This is a genomic window from Mesorhizobium sp. 128a, assembly GCF_053848025.1.
Window position 1 is genome coordinate 41,942 of the sequence record NZ_JBSPKY010000023.1, and the last position, 16,922, is coordinate 58,863.

General features: G+C 59.4%; 17 protein-coding genes. 15 read left to right on the plus strand and 2 right to left on the minus strand.

From position 1 onward, the window contains the following. Positions 1-21: 21 nt before the first annotated feature. The 15 genes from ACWTU9_RS28580 (at position 22) to ACWTU9_RS28650 (ending at position 15,150) form a co-directional block, all read left to right on the plus strand. Positions 22-1,596 carry an SDR family oxidoreductase gene (locus ACWTU9_RS28580; RefSeq protein WP_455861241.1) on the plus strand — a complete coding sequence of 525 codons (1,575 nt, stop codon included), beginning with the start codon at positions 22-24 and terminating at the stop codon, positions 1,594-1,596. A 224-nt stretch (positions 1,597-1,820) separates the two neighbouring features. Continuing rightward, on the plus strand, positions 1,821-2,903 hold the full coding sequence (locus ACWTU9_RS28585) for an LLM class flavin-dependent oxidoreductase (RefSeq protein WP_455861242.1): 1,083 nt from the start codon (positions 1,821-1,823) through the stop codon (positions 2,901-2,903). Positions 2,904-4,312: 1,409 nt separating this feature from the next. Beyond that, positions 4,313-4,525, plus strand: coding sequence for a hypothetical protein (locus ACWTU9_RS28590; RefSeq protein WP_455861243.1), 213 nt, complete (start codon positions 4,313-4,315; stop codon positions 4,523-4,525). A gap of 87 nt (positions 4,526-4,612) precedes the next feature. Further along, positions 4,613-4,870: a hypothetical protein gene (locus ACWTU9_RS28595; RefSeq protein ID WP_455861244.1), complete on the plus strand. Its 258-nt coding sequence runs from the start codon at positions 4,613-4,615 to the stop codon at positions 4,868-4,870. A gap of 170 nt (positions 4,871-5,040) precedes the next feature. Further along, positions 5,041-5,934, plus strand: coding sequence for a nitrogenase iron protein (nifH, locus tag ACWTU9_RS28600; protein WP_454584793.1), 894 nt, complete (start codon positions 5,041-5,043; stop codon positions 5,932-5,934). An 87-nt stretch (positions 5,935-6,021) separates the two neighbouring features. Then, positions 6,022-7,524 carry a nitrogenase molybdenum-iron protein alpha chain gene (gene nifD, locus ACWTU9_RS28605; protein WP_455861245.1) on the plus strand — a complete coding sequence of 501 codons (1,503 nt, stop codon included), beginning with the start codon at positions 6,022-6,024 and terminating at the stop codon, positions 7,522-7,524. Between the two features lie 122 nt (positions 7,525-7,646). Next, the gene (gene nifK, locus ACWTU9_RS28610) at positions 7,647-9,188 is read left to right on the plus strand and encodes a nitrogenase molybdenum-iron protein subunit beta (RefSeq protein WP_455861283.1); all 1,542 of its coding nucleotides are present in this window, start codon (positions 7,647-7,649) and stop codon (positions 9,186-9,188) included. 60 nt (positions 9,189-9,248) lie between these two features. Then, on the plus strand, positions 9,249-10,724 hold the full coding sequence (nifE, locus tag ACWTU9_RS28615; protein WP_455861246.1) for a nitrogenase iron-molybdenum cofactor biosynthesis protein NifE: 1,476 nt from the start codon (positions 9,249-9,251) through the stop codon (positions 10,722-10,724). Between the two features lie 8 nt (positions 10,725-10,732). Beyond that, the gene (gene nifN / locus ACWTU9_RS28620; RefSeq protein ID WP_455861247.1) at positions 10,733-12,115 is read left to right on the plus strand and encodes a nitrogenase iron-molybdenum cofactor biosynthesis protein NifN; all 1,383 of its coding nucleotides are present in this window, start codon (positions 10,733-10,735) and stop codon (positions 12,113-12,115) included. Then, a complete protein-coding gene (gene nifX, locus ACWTU9_RS28625) occupies positions 12,081-12,581 on the plus strand; it encodes a nitrogen fixation protein NifX (RefSeq protein ID WP_455861248.1) in 501 nt (166 codons plus the stop codon). Before nifN ends, nifX begins: the two co-directional genes overlap by 35 nt. Before the next feature lie 16 nt (positions 12,582-12,597). Continuing rightward, complete coding sequence (locus tag ACWTU9_RS28630; RefSeq protein ID WP_455861249.1) at positions 12,598-13,077, plus strand: NifX-associated nitrogen fixation protein; 480 nt, start codon at positions 12,598-12,600, stop codon at positions 13,075-13,077. Between the two features lie 281 nt (positions 13,078-13,358). After that, positions 13,359-14,225, plus strand: a complete 867-nt coding sequence (locus ACWTU9_RS28635) for a universal stress protein (protein ID WP_455861250.1) — start codon at positions 13,359-13,361, stop codon at positions 14,223-14,225. Positions 14,226-14,343: 118 nt separating this feature from the next. Then, positions 14,344-14,547 (plus strand): CCE_0567 family metalloprotein, encoded by a 204-nt coding sequence (locus ACWTU9_RS28640; RefSeq protein ID WP_455861251.1) that lies wholly within the window; start codon positions 14,344-14,346, stop codon positions 14,545-14,547. Beyond that, complete coding sequence (gene fdxB, locus ACWTU9_RS28645) at positions 14,544-14,858, plus strand: ferredoxin III, nif-specific (RefSeq protein WP_455861252.1); 315 nt, start codon at positions 14,544-14,546, stop codon at positions 14,856-14,858. Before ACWTU9_RS28640 ends, fdxB begins: the two co-directional genes overlap by 4 nt. Before the next feature lie 52 nt (positions 14,859-14,910). After that, positions 14,911-15,150: an exopolysaccharide production repressor protein gene (locus ACWTU9_RS28650; RefSeq protein ID WP_455861284.1), complete on the plus strand. Its 240-nt coding sequence runs from the start codon at positions 14,911-14,913 to the stop codon at positions 15,148-15,150. Positions 15,151-15,394: 244 nt separating this feature from the next. On the opposite strand, the gene dcd is transcribed toward ACWTU9_RS28650, so the two are convergent. Together dcd and ccoS are read right to left on the minus strand one after the other, a co-directional pair. After that, entirely contained in the window at positions 15,395-15,961 is a 567-nt protein-coding gene (gene dcd / locus ACWTU9_RS28655; RefSeq protein WP_455861253.1) for a dCTP deaminase, read from the minus strand. Positions 15,962-16,724: 763 nt separating this feature from the next. Continuing rightward, on the minus strand, positions 16,725-16,919 hold the full coding sequence (gene ccoS / locus ACWTU9_RS28660) for a cbb3-type cytochrome oxidase assembly protein CcoS (RefSeq protein ID WP_455861254.1): 195 nt from the start codon (positions 16,917-16,919) through the stop codon (positions 16,725-16,727). Positions 16,920-16,922: the final 3 nt, after the last annotated feature.

The following is a 16,922-nucleotide window of genomic DNA, read 5'->3' on the forward strand; positions in this document are numbered from 1 at the left end:
TCTGATGGCGGAGAAGAACTCATGAACCGGCTGGCGGGACGCATCGTGATCATAACAGGCGCTGCAGGCGGGATCGGCCGTGTCCTGGCCGATACGCTTGCCGCGGATGGAGACGTCGTCGTTGCAGTAGACCTTCCCGGCAGGGGAGTGCTTGAAATGGCCCGCCGTCTCGGCCGCAGGCATCTCGGCCTCGAGTGCGATGTCTCGAAAGAAGACGACATCCTTGCGCTTTACCGCCGCGTCGAAGCCCAGTTCGCGCAGATCAGCGTCCTCGTCAACAACGCGGCTATTGGGCCCACCATGGATGCGACTGTGGAGACCAGTATCGAGTCCTTCCGACGCACCTTGGCGGTAAACCTGGTCGGGCCCTTCGTCATGGCCCGCGAAGCAGCGAGGCGGATGCAACCCGGCGCTGCCATCGTCAACATCGCCTCGATATCGGGCATGGTCAGCAATCCCAAGCGCAATGCGTATGGTGCATCGAAAGCGGGCCTGATCTCGTTCACGAAATCTTTGGCGTGCGAGTGGGCTTCGCGCGGCATTCGCGTGACGGCGGTGGCACCGGGGTATGTGCGCACGTCGATGACCGCGGCACTGGAAAGCGCGGGCAAAGCGGATCTGGCGGCGGTGCGCCGCCGCGTGCCGATGGGGCGCATGGGGCGTCCCGACGAGATCGCCCGGGCCGTACGATTTCTGGCCAGCCCGCAAGCGAGTTACGTCACCGGTTCGGTGCTGACGGTTGATGGTGGGTGGATGTCCTTCAACCAGCCGGGCGATGCACATCCGCCGGTGGATGGGACGCCAGGAGCCGAACTCTCCCGTCCAGCCGAGTACACCGGCGCGCGGACCGTGCTTGTCACGGGCGGGGCAAAGGGCATAGGCGCGGCCGTCGTTCGCCGCTTTGCCGCGAACGGCGACACCGTGGTGATTGCCGACAGAGATCGCACTGCCGCAACAGAACTCGCTCGATCGCTCGGCGGCACGCATGTGGCGAAAACCGTGAACGTGGCGGTGGAGAGCGAGGTGGTGGCGCTGTTCGATGAATTGAGGGGACGCTTTGGTCGCTTGGAAGTCCTCGTCAACAGTGCTGTTGTCGCTGACTTGTCGGCGATCGAACAAATGTCGGCACAGACCGAACACGTTCTTGATGTCACTCTTACCGGCGCCTTCACTTGCGCGCGTGAGGCGATCAAGATGATGCGCCCCGGAGGCATGATCCTCAATATCGGATCGATCAACACCTTTCTGCCCTTGGCACCGCGCCATGCCTATGGTGCAACCAAGGCGGGGTTGGAAATCGTGACACGGTGCATGGCGGCCGAACTTGGGCCGGGCGGCATTCGGACGGCCACCATCGCTCCTGGCTACATCCGCATGCCTGGCAGCAGCCTCGACCCGAAAGCGATCAGCCGGCGCATCCCGATAGGCAGGATGGGAGAGCCGGAGGAGGTCGCGGACGCAGTGCTCTTCCTCGCTTCGCCCGACGCTTCATACATCAACGGCTCAATCCTGTACGTGGACGGCGGCTGGACTTCGTTCGGCCATGCAGGATTCGCCAGCGAACGCGATCAGGAGTCAACCAAGGACGTGGAATGATGTCGACTGAGCCGGCGGGCTGCGGCTCGTGCACCAAAGCGCCACGGCGAGGCGGGTCCGCATCAGCTCCAACCTTCCGGGCGCGGCTGCGATCGCCGAACCGCAAGCGGCTTACCGCAATGTGGTGGAGTGAGCCACCACCAAGACAGGATGGACACCGCGGCCAAGCCCTCGACGCACATCTCAAGCCCCCGATCACCCATCTCCGTGAACAAGGAACCGCCATGGAATTCGCGACATTTATCCTGGCCGCTCAACGCGGCTATCATCAATCGTCCGGCAGTGTGATCCGCAACGCCATCGAACAGGCGGTGGTTTCGGAGCAGGCTCAATTCAAAACCGCCTGGTTCGCCGAGCACCACTTCAACAACTACAGCCTGGTTCCGTCGCCCTTGATGATGGTGGCACACTGCGCCGGCGTCACGAAGACCATACGGCTCGGCACCGGCGTCTGCGTTCTACCGCTCTATCAGCCACAGCGCCTGCTCTCCGAGATCGGCTTCGCAGACGTCGTTTCGAACGGGCGCCTCGAGCTTGGAGTCGGCTCGGGGTACCAGCAGTTCGAGTTCGATCGTTTCGGCGTCGATGTCGATGAGGCGCCGGCCGTATTTTCTGAATATTTGGATATTCTTCTCAAGGGCCTCAGGAAGAAGATCTTCGAGCACAATGGCCAGTATGAGAAGATACCCCCAACGGCGATCTCGGTACGCACCCTTCAGAAGCCGACCCCGCCGATCTGGATCGCCGCCGGGTCCCCGCGCAGCATGAGCCGGGCGTATCGTGAGGGACACAATCTTTTTGTCACAGCATTCCACAACAGCTTGGAGACTTTGAGCATGCTGCGCGAAAGCATCGAGAAGGCGGCCGCTTCCGAGGCTAAGAACGTCGCGCAGGCCAGGATATCGCTGCTGCGATGCTGCTATGCCAGCGACAACGCCGCGGAAATCAACAGCTATCTCGACAATGCCCGTTTCCAGCGCCGACTATCTGAAGCACTGCATCAGCGCCGCCAGCAGAGCCAGGACGGCTACCTGCTGCAGGAAACACCGACGCAGCAGGATCTGTCCTTCGAGACTATGCGCGAGAACTTGCCGATCGGCAGCGTCAATCGCGTAGTCGATCGCCTACTGGAAGAGATAGAGATCCTGAAACCGGACCAGGTCGCGATTCAGACCCAATTGGGAGATTTTGACCACAACACGATGCTGCGCCAGCTCGATCTCTGGGGGGACAAGATCATCCCGGCAGTCAACAAATCGCTTCGTCACACCGTGGTTTCAAAGTCGCAACCGCCTGAATTGAATTAGACTGCATTGGCGTCGCGCTGCTCGCCATGGGAGATCGTCACCGGACGCTTGTCGATGCTGCCCAGCATATGGCTTCAGGCTGCGGATGGACGGGACATCCTTTTCAAACAGCATCGCTCTTGTCCGACAAAGCGCGCCCGCTTTCACGGGCATTTGGAACGGGAAACCAGCTTCAACCTTCGGCGTGATGGCGCCCGTTCGACAGGCTGCCGTCAGCAATGACCTCTATCGAGGCCGTGGTGATCCGCCTGCGAGTCAAAGCTGGCAGGGTGACTTTGATCCGAATTGACGAGGAGTCAGAAAATGAAGAGGTCCTTCCTGCTGCCTGCCACCGCGACTGGCTTGCTCGCTCTGTTTATGACAGCGAAATCCTTTGCGTTCCAACTCAACGACCACTCAGCTCCGGCACCCACGCCACCCGCGGCGCCCAAGACATGCTCGGCATCAAGCGGAGACGACCAAGATGCCACCCCCGATGCGACCGGTGATCTTGGGATCGGCGAAAGACTCCTCTGCTTCCTGCGGCTAGGGAAGTGCGCCGATCCTCGGTTCTGAGGGTTAGCGCTGTCCATAGGAATGAGACCTTGCCGCCGGCCATGCTGATGGCCGGGATCAGTCAGCATCTGCTCCGGTCTGCCTGATCCTGATGGCTGTTCCGTCAGGATATCGTCAGCAGCGGTGCGTAGGTTCGTCAACTCGACCCATCCACCCTGCGGCTCCAGGCCGGCGGGGTGGCTTCGGCCCGATGTGCCGTTCACAAATTTATCCACGGAGACAGAAATGAAGGGGACCATTCTGCTGGCAGCGACCATAATTGGCTTGCTGGCTTTGCTTGTGACAGCAAGATCGTTTGTGTCCGTGGTCGGTGCGTCGACTCCGGCAACAGTCACGGCACCAAGCGACGACCGCCAAGATGCCACCCCCGAGTCAACCGACGATCCTGATTTAATACCCGACTACGAGTTCTTCTGCTGGATCTTGCCGCGATGGATTTGCGGGGATTAATATCTGACGGCGAGAGCTTCGGCGGCCAAGTCAACGTCCACTCGGCTCCGGCGCCCACGCGCAAAGTGATGCGGTCCCAATGCAACCGATGATCTTGGGGCGGCGATCCTCCTGCTTGCTACTGCCAGGGAAGTGCACTGATGCTCGTTTTTGAGCGTGTCAGTGATCTCACCTGAGCGACGAGGACGTAATCAGGCCGGAATTGGCGATGGCGGCGCGAAGGGGTACCGCCCGGGATCCGTCAGCCTACGCCGATCCGCCTGGCCCGGAATGGCCGCGCCGTCAGAGTCGCCAGCAGCGGTCCGCAGGGTCGTCAAATTGACCCGCCCGCCACCCTGCGGCTCAGGGCCGGCAGGGGGTTCGACTCGATCTGCCATCCCCAAATTCGATGAACGGAGACAGAAATGAAGAGGATCATTCTTCCGGTGGCGACAGCGATTGGCTTGCTGGGCTTGTTTGTGGCAGCGAGATCATTTTTGTCCGTAGTCGATCAACCGGCGCAGGCCACGGCACCGAGCGACGATGACAACCATGACGCCACGACCGAAGCAGATGATCGTGCCGTAAAGGACAAACACGATTTCATCTGCCTGAACCTACCGCGATGGACTTTCTGAGGTCATATCGGAGAGCGAAATCGTCTGCGTCCGAAGTCACGACCTCGGCTTCAGCCGCGGCCGCGGCAGCAGGCGATGACAGCTTGGATGCCGACGCCTGTGCAGACGATGATCCTGCTGATGGAGGCCGACGGCAGCACCCAGGTCGGACACGGGCTCTCGCGCGCCGGTCACTGGCGGTTTTTGGTAGAGGCGGTCGTCTCTCTCAATGGCTGTGTGAACGGTGGCATCCACGTGGCCAGGGTCAAGGGTTTGTCGATTGCGCAGCTGTGGCTATGGGTCACTGTCGACATAACCAATCGACACCTGTGTACGCTTTGTCGGATCCGCGACATGGGCTTTTGAACAATATGAGCCATCTTGCATGAGGCTAAACAGCTGAAAACAGGTAGCAATTTTTTCTTCACGTCGGCCCAGGCAGGTTGGCACGAGTTTTGATCCGTTGTTGGGAGCGGCATGATCTGCCGGTCATTCGCGTATTGGCCCAATAGATGGAACGAAGGAAGGAAAGCTACATGTCGCGTTTGCGTCAGATCGCATTCTACGGAAAGGGGGGCATCGGGAAGTCTACCACCTCCCAAAACACGCTGGCTGCCCTGGTCGACCTCGGGCAGAGGATTCTCATCGTAGGCTGCGACCCTAAGGCCGACTCTACCCGTCTCATCCTTAACGCGAAGGCGCAAGACACTGTGCTCCACCTCGCCGCACAGGAAGGGTCCGTCGAAGATCTCGAACTCCAAGACGTGCTGAAGATCGGTTACAAGGACATCAAGTGTGTCGAATCCGGTGGACCTGAGCCGGGCGTCGGTTGCGCAGGCCGAGGCGTCATCACTTCCATCAATTTTCTTGAGGAGAACGGCGCCTACGAAGACGTGGACTACGTCTCGTACGACGTGCTTGGTGACGTTGTTTGCGGTGGCTTCGCAATGCCTATCCGCGAGAATAAGGCACAGGAAATTTACATCGTCATGTCCGGTGAGATGATGGCGCTCTATGCTGCCAACAACATCGCCAAGGGTATTTTGAAATATGCCCATTCGGGCGGCGTGCGTCTCGGCGGGCTGATCTGCAACGAGCGCCAGACCGACCGCGAACTCGATCTGGCTGAAGCTCTCTCGAAAAAGCTGAATTCCAAGCTCATCCACTTCGTGCCGCGCGACAACATCGTCCAGCACGCCGAACTGCGCAAGATGACCGTGATCCAATATGCGCCGGACTCCAAGCAGGCTGGGGAATACCGCGCGCTTGCCGAGAAAATCCACGCCAATGGCGGTCAAGGCACCGTCCCGACTCCCATCACCATGGAAGAGCTGGAAGACATGCTGCTCGATTTCGGCATCATGAAGACGGAGGAGCAGATGCTTGCCGAGCTTGCGGCAAAGGAAGCCGCACCTGCGGCCGCTCAATAGTCCCGCCCAGGGCGCCGGGCATCCCGGCGCCTTCACCGAACGGCGTCTACCAGGCGCCAGACGAAGAACCTCAAAAAGGGCAGCTTTATGAGCCTTGACTCCCAAAATGACGGCGCCTTGCACACCAAGCTCATTGAGGACGTGCTATCGCGATATCCAGACAAGACAGCAAAGCGGCGCAAGAAACACTTGGGCGTCGCTACCCGCAGCCAAGAGGTTGCCGGAGAGGCGGAGCCTCTCTCCGAATGCGACGTCAAATCGAACATCAAGTCCATTCCCGGTGTGATGACGATCCGGGGCTGTGCCTATGCCGGTTCCAAAGGTGTGGTATGGGGGCCGGTGAAGGACATGGTCCACATCTCGCATGGGCCCGTCGGGTGTGGCCAATATTCCTGGTCGCAGCGCCGCAACTACTATGTCGGCACCACGAGCATCGACAGCTTCGTGACGATGCAGTTCACCTCAGACTTTCAGGAAAAGGATATCGTCTTCGGCGGCGACAAGAAGCTGGAAAAGATCATCGACGAGATCGAAGAGCTTTTCCCGCTGAACAAGGGCATTAGCATCCAGTCGGAATGCCCCATCGGGTTGATCGGAGACGACATCGAGGCGGTCTCGCGCAAGAAGGCCAAGGAGCACGCAAAGACGATCGTGCCGGTGCGCTGCGAGGGATTCCGCGGGGTCTCGCAGTCGCTCGGCCACCACATCGCCAATGACGCAATCCGCGACTGGGTCTTTGAGAAGAAGGAAGTTGAATTCGAGGCAGGTCCTTACGATGTCAACGTCATCGGCGACTACAATATTGGCGGTGATGCCTGGGCGTCGCGCATCCTGCTCGAGGAGATGGGCCTGCGCGTGGTCGGCAACTGGTCGGGTGACGCTACGCTCGCCGAAATCGAGCGCGCGCCGAAAGCCAAGCTCAACCTCATACATTGCTATCGATCGATGAACTATATCTGCCGACACATGGAAGAAAAATACGGCATCCCCTGGATGGAGTACAATTTCTTCGGACCCTCCCAGATCGAATCCTCGATGCGCAACATCGCCAAGCATTTCGGGCCGGAGATCCAGGAGAAAACCGAGTACGTGATTGCCAAATACCGCCCGCTGGTGGACGCAGTCATCGACAAGTATTGGCCGCGCCTGGAGGGTAGGACGGTGATGCTCTACGTTGGTGGCCTGCGCCCCCGGCACGTGATCTCCGCCTACGAAGACCTTGGCATGGAGATCGTCGGCACAGGCTACGAATTCGGGCACAACGACGACTATCAGCGCACCGGTCATTACGTGCAAGAGGGCACGCTGATCTATGACGACGTGACCGGTTACGAACTGGAGAAGTTCATCGAGGGGATCCGTCCTGATCTCGTCGGCTCCGGCATCAAGGAAAAGTACCCGGTCCAGAAGATGGGAATACCATTCCGTCAAATGCACTCCTGGGATTATTCCGGCCCCTACCACGGATATGACGGCTTCGCCATCTTCGCCCGCGACATGGACTTGGCCATCAACAACCCGGTCTGGGACCTCTACGACGCGCCCTGGAAGAACAGACCCGCGCCATCGGCGGCCATCGCAGCCGAATGAGAACCTTGCTTCGCATCGCCTGCGAGGCCTCGAGCGCCTGCGGTCCTTGATCCGCAGGAGACCCGAACATCTTGACGCCCCTGTGCCGCCCGATGGCGCCGCCAGATCAAAAGAGGTACCCCATGCCGCAGTCGGCCGAAAAAGTTCTCGATCATGCTCCTCTGTTCCGTGAGACGGAATACAGAAAGATGCTGGCCGCAAAGAAGCTGAATTTCGAATGTCCGCATCCGGACCAGATCGTCACAGACCAACGCGAATTCACCAAAACCTGGGAATATCGGGACAAAAACCTCGCACGCGAAGCGCTGGTCGTGAATCCCGCCAAGGCCTGCCAGCCACTTGGCGCGGTGTTCGCCGCCGCGGGCTTCGAACGAACCATGTCGTTCGTCCACGGCAGCCAGGGATGCGTGGCCTACTACCGTTCGCACCTGTCACGCCACTTCAAGGAGCCGGCGTCGGCGGTCTCGTCCTCCATGACCGAAGACGCAGCGGTGTTTGGCGGTCTGAAGAACATGATCGACGGGCTCGCCAACACCTACAAGCTCTACGAGCCGAAAATGATCGCGGTCTCTACCACCTGCATGGCAGAGGTGATCGGCGACGATCTACATTCGTTCATCGAAAATGCCAGGCAGGAAGGCTCAGTCCCGCAGGACTTCGAAGTGCCTTACGCACACACCCCAGCCTTCGTCGGCAGCCATATCGATGGCTATGATGTTATGGTCAAGGGTGTATTGGAAAACTTCTGGAAGGGGAAGCAACGCTCCGAAGTCGCCAACACCCTAAACATCATCCCCGGTTTCGACGGCTTCTGCGTCGGCAACAATCGCGAGCTTAAGCGTCTGCTGGATCTGATGGGGGTGTCCTATACCTTCATCCAGGACGCCTCCGACCAGTATGACACGCCGTCGGACGGCGAATTTCGCATGTATGATGGCGGCACCAAGATCGAGGACGTGAAAGCGGCACTCAACGCCGAGGCAACGCTGTCGCTGCAACACTACAACACCCGCAAGACGCTGGAATATTGCCAGGAGGTCGGGCAGACAACGGCCTCCTTCCACTATCCCATCGGAGTCGAGGCGACCGACGAGCTCCTGATGAGGGTGTCGGAGATATCCGGCAAGGAAATCCCGGAGTCGATCCGCCTGGAGCGTGGTCGCCTGGTGGATGCGATGGCCGACAGCCAGTCGTGGCTGCACGGGAAGAAATACGCCATCTATGGTGACCCGGACTTCGTCCACGCTATGGCCCGCTTCGTCATGGAAACAGGCGGCGAGCCGACCCACTGCTTGGCCACCAATGGCACCAGTGCCTGGGAAACTGAGATGAAGAGGCTGCTCGCAGCCTCCTCCTTTGGCAAGGACGCCCAGGTCTGGGCGGGCAAGGACCTATGGGCGATGCGCTCTCTGCTCTTTACAGAACCGGTGGACCTGCTGATCGGCAATTCTTACGGCAAGTATCTGGAGCGCGACACGGGCACGCCACTGATCCGTCTGATGTTCCCGATCTTCGACCGTCATCATCACCACCGTTTCCCGCTCATAGGCTATCAGGGTGGACTGCGCGTGCTCACCACGATACTCGACAAGATCTTCGACAAGCTCGACCGAGAGACGATCGAAACGGGCGTGACGGACTATTCCTTCGACTTGACCCGCTAAAGCAGCGGCCAGCCATCGGGGCTGGCCGCTATTCCAGGATCGACTTAGGAGGCCGGCGCAATGTTCTTGCCCAATGCCAAACTGCGGGACGTCTTCAGCGAGCCCGCTTGCGAGAAGAACCAGGGCAAGGATGCCAAAACGCGCAAAGTGGGATGTTCCAAGCCGCTGACGCCGGGAGCTGCAGCCGGAGGCTGCGCCTTCGACGGTGCCAAGATTGCGTTGCAGCCCATCACCGACGTCGCGCATCTGATCCACGCGCCGCTCGCCTGCGAGGGCAACTCCTGGGACAATCGAGGCGCGACGTCATCCGGGTCGGCTCTGTGGCGCACAAGCTTCACGACCGATCTCACCGAACTCGACGTCGTGATGGGACAGGGCGAGCGCAAGCTTTTCAAGGCCATTCGCCAGATCAGCCAAGCTTATGCGCCGGCGGCGATCTTCGTCTATTCAACCTGCGTGACCGCGCTGATCGGCGATGACATCGATGCCGTCTGCAAGCATGCGGCTGCAAAGTTCGGCTTGCCCGTGGTGCCGATCAATGCGCCGGGCTTCGTCGGCTCTAAAAATCTCGGCAACAAACTCGCCGGCGAGGCGTTGCTCGACCACGTCATCGGTACCGTAGAGCCCGATGATGCCGGCCCTTGCGATATCAACATCATCGGCGAGTTCAATCTCTCTGGGGAGTTCTGGCAGGTAAAGCCACTCCTTGATCGACTCGGCATCCGCGTGCGCGCCTGCATTCCGGGCGATGCACGCTACCTCGATATCGCCTGCGCGCACCGCGCCCGAGCAGCGATGCTGGTCTGCTCGACCGCTCTCATCAATCTCGCCCGCAAGATGGAGGAGCGCTGGAATATCCCCTTTTTCGAGGGTTCCTTCTACGGCATCACCGCCACCTCGCAAGCACTTCGCAACATCTCTGATCTGCTCGTCAGGAAGGGGGCCGATCCGGCGCTCGTCGACCGCACCGAGGCGCTGATTGCACAGGAGGAGGCGCTAGCTTGGAAGAAGCTCGCCGCCTACCGCCCCAGGCTCGAAGGCAAGCGCGTGCTGCTCAATACCGGCGGTGTCAAGTCCTGGTCGCTCGTCGATGCGCTGATGGAGATCGGCATCGAGATCGTCGGAACCTCGGTCAAGAAATCGACCGTTGAAGACAAGCAGCGCATCAGACAGACGCTAAAGCAAGAGAACCAGATCTTCGAGTCCATAGCACCGCGCGAGCTTTACGCCATGCTCTCACAGGGCGAGGCCGACATCATGCTGTCGGGCGGGCGCACGCAATTCGTCGCGCTGAAGGCAAAGACACCCTGGCTCGACATCAACCAGGAGCGTCACCACCCCTATGCCGGTTACGACGGCATGGTTGAGCTCATACGCCAGATCGACCTCGCCATTCACAATCCAATCTGGTGCCAGGTGCGCGAGCCAGCACCTGCCGAGTGGGATGAACTGACCAGCATAACCAGCGCCAGCACGACGGGCCGCGCTCCTGAGAGATTCGCTGACACCACGGCCAAGGCCGTCGGCCAGGGTTGAGGAAACCGATGGCCAGCATTCTTCCCCAGACCAAATCGGCCGCGGTCAATCCGCTGAAGTCGTCACAGCCGCTGGGTGCCGCGTTCGCCTTTCTCGGAGTCGATGGTGCGGTTCCGCTGTTCCACGGCAGTCAAGGCTGCACCAGCTTCGCTTTGGTGCTCTTCGTGCGGCATTTCAAGGAAGCGGTGCCCCTGCAAACAACGGCGATGGACGAATTGGCGACAATCCTCGGCGGCGCCGAGCATCTCGAAGAGGCGATCCTTAACCTCAAGACCCGCACCAAGCCAAAGCTGATCGGGGTCTGCACCACCGCGCTGATAGAAACCCGTGGCGAAGATTTCGCAGCCCAGATTGCCAGCATCAAGCTCGAGCGCGCGCACGAACTTGCGGGTACGCAGATCATGCTGGCCAACACGCCGGATTTCGACGGCGCGATCGAAGAGGGCTGGGCCAAGGCCGTCACCGCGATGATCGAAGGCATCACACGACCTGGTGAGCAGGTGCGGGAGTCCAAGAAGATCGCGATCCTGCCCGGCTGGAACCTCACCGTGGCCGACATCGAGCACTTGCGTGAGGTGGTGGAAAGCTTCGGCCTCGAGCCGGTGATCCTGCCGGACGTCTCCGGCTCGCTCGATGGTACGGTGCCGGACCGCTGGATCCCCACCACCTATGGCGGCACCAGCGTCGAGGACATTCGCGAGCTTGGCACAGCGGCGCACTGCATTGCCATTGGCGAGCACATGCGCTGCTCGGCGGACGCGCTGCAGCGGCTGACGGGAGTGCCTTACATGCTGTTTCACTCCCTAACCGGATTGAAGGCCGTCGATCGGCTTGTCTCGCTTCTTTCGTCGATTTCGGGCGCGCCGGTGCCGGCCAAGATACGCCGACGTCGGGCTCAGTTGCAGGACGCCTTGCTCGACGGACATTTCCATTTCGCCGGCAAGAAAATTGCGATCGCGGCCGAACCAGACCAGCTCTACCAACTCGCGACTTTTTTCGCCGGTATGGGCGCCGAAATCGCGGCGGCGGTCACCACGGCCGATACGTCAAAGATTCTCGAGAAAATTCCAGCGCAATCCGTCCAGGTCGGCGATCTCGGAGATCTGGAAACCCTTGCTGCGGGCACTGACCTTCTTGTCACCCATTCCCACGGGCGCCAGGCGGCAGAGCGCCTCGGCATTCCGCTCATGCGGGTCGGCTTCCCCATCTTCGATCGCCTCGGCAGCCAGCACAAGCCCACAATCCTCTATCAGGGGACGCGCGACCTCATCTTCGAGATCGCCAACATCTTCCAGGCCAACCAGCATGCGCCGAGCCCTGACATCCTTGATCCATTCCGCAACCGAGAAATGCCAGATGACCTCGCTTCGTCGCCTCTCGCTCGTCACTGACGAGGTCCACGCACTGCCGCCGGAAAGGCAAGCCGGCGCATTACGCGTGGCGATCGCCACGCAAGACTTGAAGGACCTCAACGCCCATTTCGGATCGGCCAAGCGCTTTGCCGTCTACGACGTGACGCCCGCCGAGTGGAATTTCGTGGAAGCAGTGGCGTTCGATGATGTTTCCGACCAAAGCGGAACGCATCGAACCGAGGGCGATGACCGCATCGCCCCAAAAGTGTCGGCATTGAAAGGCTGCCATCTCCTGTTTTGTCTGGCGATCGGTGGGCCTTCCGCAGCCAGGCTCGTTGCAGCAAAAATCCATCCGATCAAAGTGCAGCACCCTGAATCCATCGCGAGCGTCCTGTCGCGAACCCAGGAGATGCTCAGGAAGGCTCCTCCGCCCTGGCTGCGCAAGGTGTTAGCGGACGCGGGCGTTCCCCGAAAAAAACCGTCCTTCGAGGACGACGAAGATTGAAACGAGGAGATGCGCTATGGCTGATGCGGCGGTCATGCCTGCTGTCAAAGAGGACGAGGCGGCGCTTGCCACGCCTTTCGTCAAGTGCCTCGTGCGGCTGGTTCGCGCGCAGGACTCTTACGGCTCATGGGAAGGCAAACCGGACCCAGAGCTGCTGGCCGACTTCATTGTCACCAAGGAAAAGCGTCGTGAAATCCCAATCATCGGCGATCCTGATCCGGACGTGCTGTGGAGACTCGATATTTATTACGCTGCTGTCGGGCTGGCGATCGAGGAGCGCGCCGGTCTCATGGCATCGCCCATGATGAAAATTAGCCATGAGGGCTTTGGGCGCGTGCTTCTCACGGCCGGGCGATTGGTGGTTTTGTCGAAGACGCTGCGCGATGTCCACCGGTTCGGCTTCGAGACGTTTCGAAAGCTTGCTGAGGCCGGTACGAAACTGGTCGATGATGCGATCTTTGCCATCGAAATCTATCCCGACGCGGCCCGGGCATGATGCAACGCTTTTCGAGGAAACAGATCATGTCAGAACCTTGAGGAGTGCAGAAGAACCTCGGGAAGCTGCCGGCACGCCGGAACTGGGAGGGAATTCAAGGGTGCTGCAGGTCGATCATCTGTGCCAACCCAAGCGAAGCCACGAACTGCCCGGCTACGCTCTCGACGAGCACGGCGGCAGAGGATGAAACGAATACGGTGCCACCGACCATTGTCCCACCTGCTGGGGGAGGTGCGGCTTCGAACGCGCGCACGTACAAGAATACTTGGAGAAGCAGTCATATGGCTTTTAAAACCGTGCTGTGTGTCACGGAAGTTGAACACTCCGATCAGGACGTCAGAACCGCCGCCGACCTGTGTGCCGAGGTTGGCGCACGTCTGTCCGTGTTGATCATCAAATTTGCCAGCCGTCGGCCGATCGGCGCAGGCGTCTGGCCTGAGCGCACACCAGACGTGGTCAGACTGGAAAGAAGAATTCGCGAAATCGATACCCTTTCACAGGATGTTGCCAGACTGCACAAACGGTCCAGGGAAATCCATACGCTGCTGAAAGCCATGTGGGCTCCCTGTGACGTGGACACGGATTATTGTGACAAGGCCAGTGTCGGTGACTTGGTGCGGCGGCGGGCCCTTTATGCAGACCTGACAGTCATCGGACCCTCGCTTCTCGATGACGACGATCTCGGACCGCTTGCTATTGATGGTAGCCTGTTTCAATCGGGAAAGCCGGTGCTTGTGGTGCCGCATGGCGCCAAGGCTTCTCTTAGGCCGCGGCGCATGGTGGTCGGCTGGGATTCGCGAGGCGAGACGTCGCGTGTCGTTCGAGAATCGTTGCATCTGCTATTGGGTGCAGAGGAAGTTCGTCTCACGCTGATGGATCCGGGGGCAACCGGTAACGGGGATGGCCCTGGGCCGGGAACTGACATCGCGGCCTACCTGGCCCGCCACGGTATTCGGGTGGCTATCGACCGGCTGCCGAGCGCCGTCCAGTCGCTGACCACAGTCCTCACGCAGCACGCCATCCACACATCCGCCGACATGGTCGTCATGGGCGCTTGCGGCCACCGCCGGCTGCGTGAGCGGATCTTCGGTGGTGTGACCAGATGGATAGCTGAGAAGCCGCCATTGCCGCTGTTTGTGGCGCGCTGAAGATCGAGGCTGTTGCCGCGCGAAGCAATCGGGCCTGGCCGAAACGGTTCGGCTGGAGGTCAGCCGAAGAGTCACCGCCAGCGAGCGCGCAGTGCAACCGGTTCGGAGGAAGGAAGTCATGTCGGACGTTGAGGAACTGCAAAGAAAAGTCCGTAAGCTCCAATCGCGCGCGGGAACCGCGAAGATGGACTTGCACGATCTTGCCGAGGACCTCCCGGTCGGCTGGCGCACGATAAAGACCGTCGCCGAGAAAACGTTCGACGTTTTTGCCGAGTTGGACGCCGCCAGGAGAGAACTCGCTGCCTTGGAGAAATCACGATGACCAGCCCGTTCGTCACCCGCGACGGCTCCAGATGGATGCCCGATTATCTGACCGGTATCGATGGCGGGACCTGCATCGGCTGTGGCCGCTGCTTCAAGGTCTGCTCGCGCGACGTGATGCATCTTTATGGCGTCGATGACGCGGGTGAAATCCTCGGCATTTGTGACGACGAGGACGACTTCGAAGGCGAGCTCAATCGCATGATCATGGTCGTCGATCATGCCGGCCGCTGCATCGGCTGCGGAGCCTGCGCCCGCGTCTGTCCGAAGAACTGCCAGACCCATCTTGCGGCCGACCACCCCGCAGCATGACTGACGGACAAGCCAGGAGTCGTCGGTGCCCCTCAGAATGTTTTGCCACGTCATGGCGTTGGTCCTGCCCACCAACGCTCTCATTGTATACCTCGTCTCGCATTCCATCCGAGCGGTAGTCGTCAAGACGCTGAGCTGTGCGCTGCTTCTCCAGGCAGGCTATTTCGCAAGCGTGCTCTTTCTGATCTGGCGGTCTGGGCGTCCTGGGAGAGCTGCACAAAAGGCCAAGCATTTCCATGGCGACCAGGAAGGTCGGCGCCAGTCGCCAACCTGTCGTGAGGACGAGGAATGAACCTTCGGATGTCGCAGCATCGGCGTGCGGGTTGCATCGTTTCGATGGCGAAGGAGGTGCTTGAAATTAAGACGGTTCTCGTTGGAACACGACTTTTGGAAGGACTTGGGGAGAGCAGTACAATTGTCGAGCGTTTCAGAGAAGCCGCTTTCAACGTAGAACCGACGAGTAAGAGAGAACTTTGACCGGTGTGTTGAAGCGGGGGCAAAATCGCGCCCGCCAAGGGACCATAAGATGCGAGCGATCAGCCCTTCTTGGTCGTCGTTTGGCCGGCAAAGCGGCCTTCGTATCCGCGCACCGGGGTGCCGAGAGTTTGCTCGAAAATGAGCTGGCAGATTTTCATCCCAGCCCTGAGCTTAACCGGAACCTTGTTGTGATTGACCATTTCAAGGCGGATATTGCCCGCAAATCCGGCGTGTATGGTTGGCGCCGCCAGGTGAATTCCAATACCCAGTCGGGCCAGGGAACTCTTTCCTTCCACCCTAGCGGCGATCCGCGACTGGAATTTCAGTTCCACATATTCGCGCGTCCAGGCTAGGATCATGTGGCGGGGCGGGAAATCAAACCCATGCTCGTCTTCGATGTCCAGAGGCGTGGTAATTTCTGCCATGACCTCTTCGTGATTGTATCCCTTCTGTGAGGGATCGATGCAAAGGCTGATACCCGCCTTTGGCTCCTTGAACAGGGTTAGACGCCGGTCAAGAGTTAGATCCAGACTGGTTGAGCTATAAAACGAAATGTCAGGGGCGGGATCGACAATGATGGCCTCGTTTTGCAAGGCGATTTGGATTTCTCTATCCGTTAGTATCATCCCGCCCCTCCATGTCTATTCCACCAAGGCCTGCGGCACCCATACTCTCCATGAGCCGTTTATTGTCTCGCGCGGAAGCTCAACAAGCAGGTCCGAATCACGGCTATTTATTGGATAACCAATTTCCAATTTATCATCCGTAAGAGAACGCTGATTCACAACCAAATGTTCGGCTCCCGAAGTTGTGTCCACAGAAACCACAACCTCGCTTGGGTGTGTCGCTGGCCCTATCTGCCTAACCCTAACCTTCATAATTGACCTCCTAGCTAGGCTGCATTTAATTTTTTGAACCCAATTTTTGAACCCAAGGTGATCTAGAGCGGCTGATTTGCCTATCCACTCACTTTGTTTTCAACACGTTTCCTTGCTCCAGCCTGACGATGGAACAAAGAGGGAACAAATTGCCGGGTTTTGACCGAGTGGTCGAATCACGTTTTGTTCCAATGTCGATAGCACCCGGTTAACAAACCGTTCCTGGGATTTGTCAAATGTACAGGCTCGATTGCGACGCTCTTCGGCATTGGCGATGCGCCGCAGTTTCAAGGCCCCGTCAAGGCTAGCTGTTTGGACCGCGGCATCGCCAACCGATGTGACATCGCGAACAGTTGCACGCGTTTTTACGCGAATCAGTTCAGAACACCGTTCGAAGACAACAGCACGATGTCTGTAGTCCAAGACGACCGGGGCAGAGATGTTCTGGCTCTTTCTGAATGTCTAATCGGGTGCAGGTCGCTCTTTGGCTCGGCCTGTGGCGAGACCATGGTCATCCATTGCGAACTCGCAAATCCGACGAGTATCCAGTCAAACCGCCCGGTTTGTCGTCCCGGTCGATCAGGATGCGCTCTGCCGCGCCGTCGAGATCCTCGTACTGACCGCTCTTTAGGGCCCAGAGGAATCCGAACAGACCAAGCCCTCCGAGACAAAGAGCAACCGGTATGAGGTACACCAGCGTCGCCACGAC